Genomic DNA, 5,788 nt, shown 5'->3' with positions numbered 1-5,788 from the left:
TTAGAGAATATGATGTGGATGACCTTATTGGTCTATGACTACATCATACCAGGAGAAATAAACATGGCAAAGAAAGAAGAAAGATTTGAAGTTACATTTAGAGACGGAAGTCAGCTTAAGGATGAAGGAGTTCGCCAAATCCTTGTAGATAAGGAGACTGGGGTTAACTATCTTTGTTGGAAATCTGGATATGGAGCGGCTATTACACCTCTTCTGGATTCAGAAGGAAAAGTCATAGTTACAAAGTAAAATCGGAATTAAAGGAGAGAGCGATTATGTTTAGATGTCAAAAATGTAAAAAATGGTTAAAAAATATTACAACAGAAACTGATGTAGTTTATGATGGCACAATATATCATGCCACAAATGTACCAGCAAAAATATGCCCTGAATGTGGGAAAATAACTATATATGAAATAATTCAAGAACGAATTGTTCAATATGCCACTCAAAGAAATGTAAAAAATATTGATTATGCAGAATGTGAAAATGAAGAAGCTTCTGCCTCTCAATTAGTATTGTGAATTTCATATCCATACATACAAAGCAGTTAGTCTTAGGATTGACTGCTTTTTTCTTATCAAAATTCAAGTTTGCATATTTCATCAAACGGTACATATTAAAATTAACACAAAGGGAGATGTTAGAATGAAAACTCATGAATATTGGTCTGTCGGAGCATTGATAACGATGCTAGGTACTTTTTATAGCGGATATAAAGGTTCAAAATCAAGCCATAAATATTTTGCGGCAAGTTCTTTGCTTTGTATGATTATGGCTATTTATACAGGTCATAAGATGATATCTAAAAACAAGAAAACAAAGAAAGAACCAATATCATTAGGAAATGAAGAATAATACAATCAACCTTGTGCCCAGTGGGCACGAAGTTGGCACAGTCACTATGGTGTCAGGAGAAATCCTGGCATCTTTTTTTATTTCTTTTTACACTTCAAAAAATAATTTCAAAAAATTTCTAAAATCATGTCCGATTTTGTCTCTCCCAATACAGAGTATATGGAAGGCAAAATGAAAATCCTCTGATTTCAAAAAATCACAAACGTAAAAGAGGTTCAGACAGTTCTTCCGATTGCACCTTGACAATTGAAGGAGCTGATACATCTTGAGGAACATGCTTACCGGAGTTAATCCGGCTCGTGCAGGCGAAGACTCCTACGGGAAGAGCGAAGCAATAATGATACCACCGAAAGGTACAGGACCTCTGCTGAAACAGAGACTGTGACTGTATTTTTACAGCCGGGTTATCTGGAATGATAACGATCAGATGTATATATACAGACAAAGCCCAAATGCGAATACTTAGATTTTCTTATTTATATTACAGGAGAAATCCTGTAGCAAGTGGGGAATGGTTCGAATCCATTCCTCATTTTTTCGTGCAGAAAATGCACAGATTATTATCCTGTTTGAAATACCAGGGAAAGGTGTTGCAGGAAGAAAGGAAGGACAAGAAGCATGAATACGATTGTTTTAATGGGGAGACTTGCCAGAGATCCAGAAACTAATCTGGCATCTACGCAAAAGGGACAAACCAAAGTATCCAGGTTTCCACTGGTAGTAAAAAGAAATCGTACAAGCAAAGCATTTGTAGTGATGATCACAGCTTATGGAAATAATGCGGAATTTGTGGAGAAATATCTTGAAAAAGGAATTAAGATTGCTCTTTCCGGAGAGTTAGTAATCTCTCAGATCAAAGATGAACAGACTGGAACTGCATCCTATTATACCGAAGTCATTATGGATAATGTGGAGTTTGCAGAAGCCAAAGCAAAAAAAGAAGAATCTGACGGATTTCAACCAGCAGAGAAGAGAAAGATTCCATTTGATATACCAGAAGAACTTGAACAAGAAATGCCATTTCGATAGGAGGACAAGATTTATGAGAAAATACTTTTTAGAATTATTTGCAATAGGATTGGTTGATTCAGAAGGAACAATCAATACAGAACATATGACAAGCGATGCACTTATGACTTCCATGAAAACAATGGAAGAGCTGACAAAAATGAAAATGGATCGTTTAGTTTTAGAAACAACAATGGAGATGATCTTATGTATGTTTGAGTCATGTGACACAGAGGAATTTACAGAAATATTAGGTAAGCTGTTTGGCGGAAAACAGACTTCTAAAGTGACAGCTCATTTGGAAGCACTGGAGGAATTACTGACAGAAGAGGAATATAGAGGTTTCCTTGCAGAATATCTCGGTTATTTAACCGTGAATGTAGCAGAGTTTATTAGGAGCACAATCATTGAAAATGGTTTGATGTTACTTGCCGGTACAGGAGGAGAAGAGGATGGAGAAGACGGATTATAAAATCACAGAGTTTCACAATTCGGAGTTTGGTTCCATCCGTATGATTGAAGACGGAGGCAGACTTTTATTTTCTGGAATTGATGTAGCATTTGCTTTGGGATATGCAAAACCAAGAAATGCGATAAATGTTCATTGCAAGGGGGCCCTGAAACGGGGCGTCCTTACATCAGGTGGGGTACAGCCAATGATTTTTATTCCAGAGGGAGATGTATATCGGCTGATTACAAAAAGTCGTTTAAAGTCAGCACAGAATTTTGAGAAGTGGGTATTTGATGAGGTACTTCCGGCTATTAGGAAAACAGGCGGATATTTAGAGACCGATCTTTTAGACAGGGTAAAAGATAACCCGGAACTTCTTTTGGAATTTGCCGAGAGACTTCTGGCAGAAAACAATCGAAACCGAGAATTACAAAATCGTGTAAAGGATATGCAGCCAAAAGCAGATTATTATGATCATTTCATGATTATAGGAGAATGCACCAATATTCGAACGACAGCAAAAGAGATTGAATTTCCAGAAAGAAAATTTGTGAAACTTCTTTTAAATAGAGGATTTCTATATAGAAGTCCATCCGGCACGCTGCTTCCCTATGCGGTGGAGAAGAACAATGAGCTTTTTATTGTAAAAGACTATTTTAACAATGGACATCTTGGTTCACAGACATTGGTTACACCAAAGGGAAAAGAATTTTTTAAAGCGTTGTGTGCGGAGGAAGAGTAAAGAATGAGGGAGGTGGTTGCCATGATTACAGGTCTGGACAGCAGTTAAATCGCTGAAAGGAGGGAAAATCATGCAGGAAGAGGTAACTCAGAAAACGGTCACGTTCTGCATTCGGACTACCAAAGTAACAGCAGATCTATTGAAAAAGGTTCTTGCTGCTTATCTGCGTCATCAGAAGCAGAAATCGGTAGAGAAGAAAGCGAAGAAGAATCAGCCGAAACAGGGAAAGGTCACGGTAAAAGAGCTGGCAAAACAAAATGCCGGGATGGTCAATATCGAGATCACAAATAAGAATATCAAGTCCTTTGAACGCTATGCCAGAAAATACGGGATTAATTATGCTTTGAAAAAAGATAAGAGTAAAGATCCACCGATGTATCTGGTGTTTTTTAAAGGACGTGATCAGGATGCCCTCAACGCTGCTTTCCGTGAGTTTTCCCAGAAACAGATTCAAAAAGCGAATAAGCCTTCTATTCACAAGCGTCTTGCAACTTACAGAGCAATGATGCCAAAGAAATCGAAGGACAAAGTAAAGAACCGGCATCAGGAGCAGAGCCGATGAAAAAACAAATCGGTAAACATCTGATGCAAAAATGGAAGAATAAAATCAGGGTCAGGCTGTCCGCCCTGGATAAAAAGAAACTGGTTCTTACCAATATCCCGTATATCTTAACTGCTTTTTATACAAATCGGGCATCGTTTCTTTATAGAAATAGTCCAGGAAAAGATATTGGGAATAAGCTATTATATGCGATGGAACATGCAGACAGGATTCTTACCGGATTGCAGCCGAGTTTTAACTGGCGTGATATGCTGACAGGAATTGTAGCAGCTGTCATTCTGAAATTACTGGTATGGCAGAAACAGTCAGATGCAAAGAAACTCCGGAAAGGAATCGAGTATGGTTCAGCCAGATGGGGAAACGCTGAGGATATTAAGCCTTATATGTCGGAAGATCCATGGATGAACATTCCATTGACAGCAACAGAAGCATTGACTATGGAAAGCAGACCTAAACAGCCAAAGTATGCAAGAAATAAAAATATAGTGGTCATCGGCGGCAGTGGTTCCGGAAAAACACGATTTTTTGTGAAGCCGTCGGTCATGCAGATGAACTGTTCCATGGTCATTACAGATCCAAAGGGCACTCTGATTGAAGAGTGCGGGAAGATGTTAGCAAAGGGACCACATAAGAAAGATAAAAATGGAAATATTATGAAAGATAAATCTGGAAAAGTGATTCATGAGCCATATGTGATTAAGGTTCTGAATACCATCAATTTTTCCAAGTCCCTTCATTACAATCCATTTGCTTATATACGGTCTGAAAAAGATATCCTGAAGCTGGTGACAACAATCATTGTTAATACCAAAGGCGAAGGGGAAAAAGCTTCCGAAGATTTTTGGGTGAAAGCAGAGAAGCTGTTGTACACAGCATTGATTGCTTTTATCTGGTATGAAGGGGATGAAGAGGAAAAGAATCTGAATACCCTTTTGGATCTTTTGAATGAAAGCGAAACCCGTGAAGAGGATGAAACTTACCAGAATCCAGTGGATATGATGTTCCAGGAACTGGAAGAAAGAGATCCACAGCACTTTGCGGTCAGACAGTATAAAAAATACAAAATGGCGGCTGGAAAGACAGCGAAAAGTATTTTGATATCATGTGGAGCCAGACTTGCACCATTTGATATCGCAGAACTCCGTGAGATTATGTCTTATGATGAAATGGAACTGGATAAGATCGGAGACAGGAAGACAGCCTTGTTTTTGATTATGTCCGATACAGATACAACCTTTAATTTTGTGATTGCCATGTTACAGTCACAGCTTTTCAATCTGCTTTGTGACAAGGCAGATGATGAATATGGTGGAAGACTGCCAGTTCATGTGCGTGTCATTGCTGATGAGTTTGCCAATATCGGGCAGATTCCACAGTTTGACAAGCTGATTGCAACCATCCGAAGCAGGGAAATCTCTGCTTCTATTATTTTGCAGTCACAGAGTCAGCTAAAGGCAATGTATAAGGATAGTGCAGATACTATTCTGGGCAACTGTGATACGACACTATTTCTTGGAGGAAAAGAGAAAACTACCTTAAAGGAAATGAGCGAGCTTCTGGGTAAGGAAACCATTGACCTGTATAACACTTCGGAGACGAGGAGTAATCAGAAGTCTTTTGGATTGAATTACCAGAAAACAGGCAAACAGCTGATGACAGAAGATGAGATTGCAGTCATGGATGGAGGAAAATGTATCCTACAGATTCGTGGTGCCAGACCATTTTTCTCGGACAAATATGATATCACGAAACACAAAAACTATCGGCTTCTTGCAGATGAAAACGAGAAGAACCGATACAAAGTTGAGAAAGAGTTAAATCCGCAGTACACACCGAAATCTGAAGAAGAGGTGGAAGTAATTCATGTAGAACTGTCGGAGTAACCTTGGGAATGAACGAAAAATAATGAGGAAAGGAATAACTGACATTAGGTGCACCGGCTTTTTAGTCGGTGTTTTTTCGTTCCCGTAAACACCTGAAAGAAGTCAGTTTTGGTGAATGTATATGGCATTTTTTAGCAGTGCAATTACAACTTTAAAAACTCTTGTAGTCGCAATCGGCGCAGGTCTTGGCGTGTGGGGTGTCGTAAACCTTCTGGAAGGATATGGAAATGACAATCGTGCGACACGTTCGTAAGTGAAAAGCTTACGCACAAAGTCGAAGGGCA

At 38.9% G+C, this 5,788-nt stretch carries 9 protein-coding genes; all 9 read left to right on the top strand.

From position 1 onward, the window contains the following. Positions 1 to 63 precede the first annotated feature (63 nt). The 9 genes from NE638_RS17445 (at position 64) to NE638_RS17405 (ending at position 5,757) form a co-directional block, all read left to right on the top strand. Positions 64 to 249 (top strand): DUF6440 family protein, encoded by a 186-nt coding sequence (locus NE638_RS17445; RefSeq protein ID WP_005342831.1) that lies wholly within the window; start codon positions 64 to 66, stop codon positions 247 to 249. A 26-nt stretch (positions 250 to 275) separates the two neighbouring features. Then, positions 276 to 524 carry a YgiT-type zinc finger protein gene (locus NE638_RS17440; protein WP_117850532.1) on the top strand — a complete coding sequence of 83 codons (249 nt, stop codon included), beginning with the start codon at positions 276 to 278 and terminating at the stop codon, positions 522 to 524. Positions 525 to 648: 124 nt separating this feature from the next. Beyond that, entirely contained in the window at positions 649 to 858 is a 210-nt protein-coding gene (locus NE638_RS17435) for a DUF6219 family protein (RefSeq protein WP_173746835.1), read from the top strand. A 618-nt stretch (positions 859 to 1,476) separates the two neighbouring features. Then, entirely contained in the window at positions 1,477 to 1,887 is a 411-nt protein-coding gene (locus NE638_RS17430) for a single-stranded DNA-binding protein (protein WP_173746833.1), read from the top strand. Between the two features lie 13 nt (positions 1,888 to 1,900). Then, on the top strand, positions 1,901 to 2,338 hold the full coding sequence (locus NE638_RS17425) for a hypothetical protein (protein WP_173746831.1): 438 nt from the start codon (positions 1,901 to 1,903) through the stop codon (positions 2,336 to 2,338). Next, complete coding sequence (locus NE638_RS17420) at positions 2,319 to 3,059, top strand: phage antirepressor KilAC domain-containing protein (RefSeq protein ID WP_173746829.1); 741 nt, start codon at positions 2,319 to 2,321, stop codon at positions 3,057 to 3,059. The genes NE638_RS17425 and NE638_RS17420 overlap by 20 nt, the downstream gene beginning before the upstream one ends. Before the next feature lie 70 nt (positions 3,060 to 3,129). Next, complete coding sequence (locus tag NE638_RS17415; RefSeq protein WP_026650181.1) at positions 3,130 to 3,621, top strand: PcfB family protein; 492 nt, start codon at positions 3,130 to 3,132, stop codon at positions 3,619 to 3,621. 23 nt (positions 3,622 to 3,644) lie between these two features. Continuing rightward, positions 3,645 to 5,504 (top strand): VirD4-like conjugal transfer protein, CD1115 family, encoded by a 1,860-nt coding sequence (locus NE638_RS17410; protein WP_330603485.1) that lies wholly within the window; start codon positions 3,645 to 3,647, stop codon positions 5,502 to 5,504. 121 nt (positions 5,505 to 5,625) lie between these two features. Then, positions 5,626 to 5,757, top strand: a complete 132-nt coding sequence (locus NE638_RS17405; RefSeq protein WP_026650183.1) for a Maff2 family mobile element protein — start codon at positions 5,626 to 5,628, stop codon at positions 5,755 to 5,757. Positions 5,758 to 5,788: the final 31 nt, after the last annotated feature.

The sequence above is a fragment of the Blautia sp. MSK.18.38 genome (assembly GCF_024460535.1).
Lineage (GTDB): Bacteria > Bacillota > Clostridia > Lachnospirales > Lachnospiraceae > Blautia_A > Blautia_A fusiformis.
Note: the sequence above shows the minus strand (reverse complement) of the source record. Positions and strands in the feature narration are given on the sequence as shown.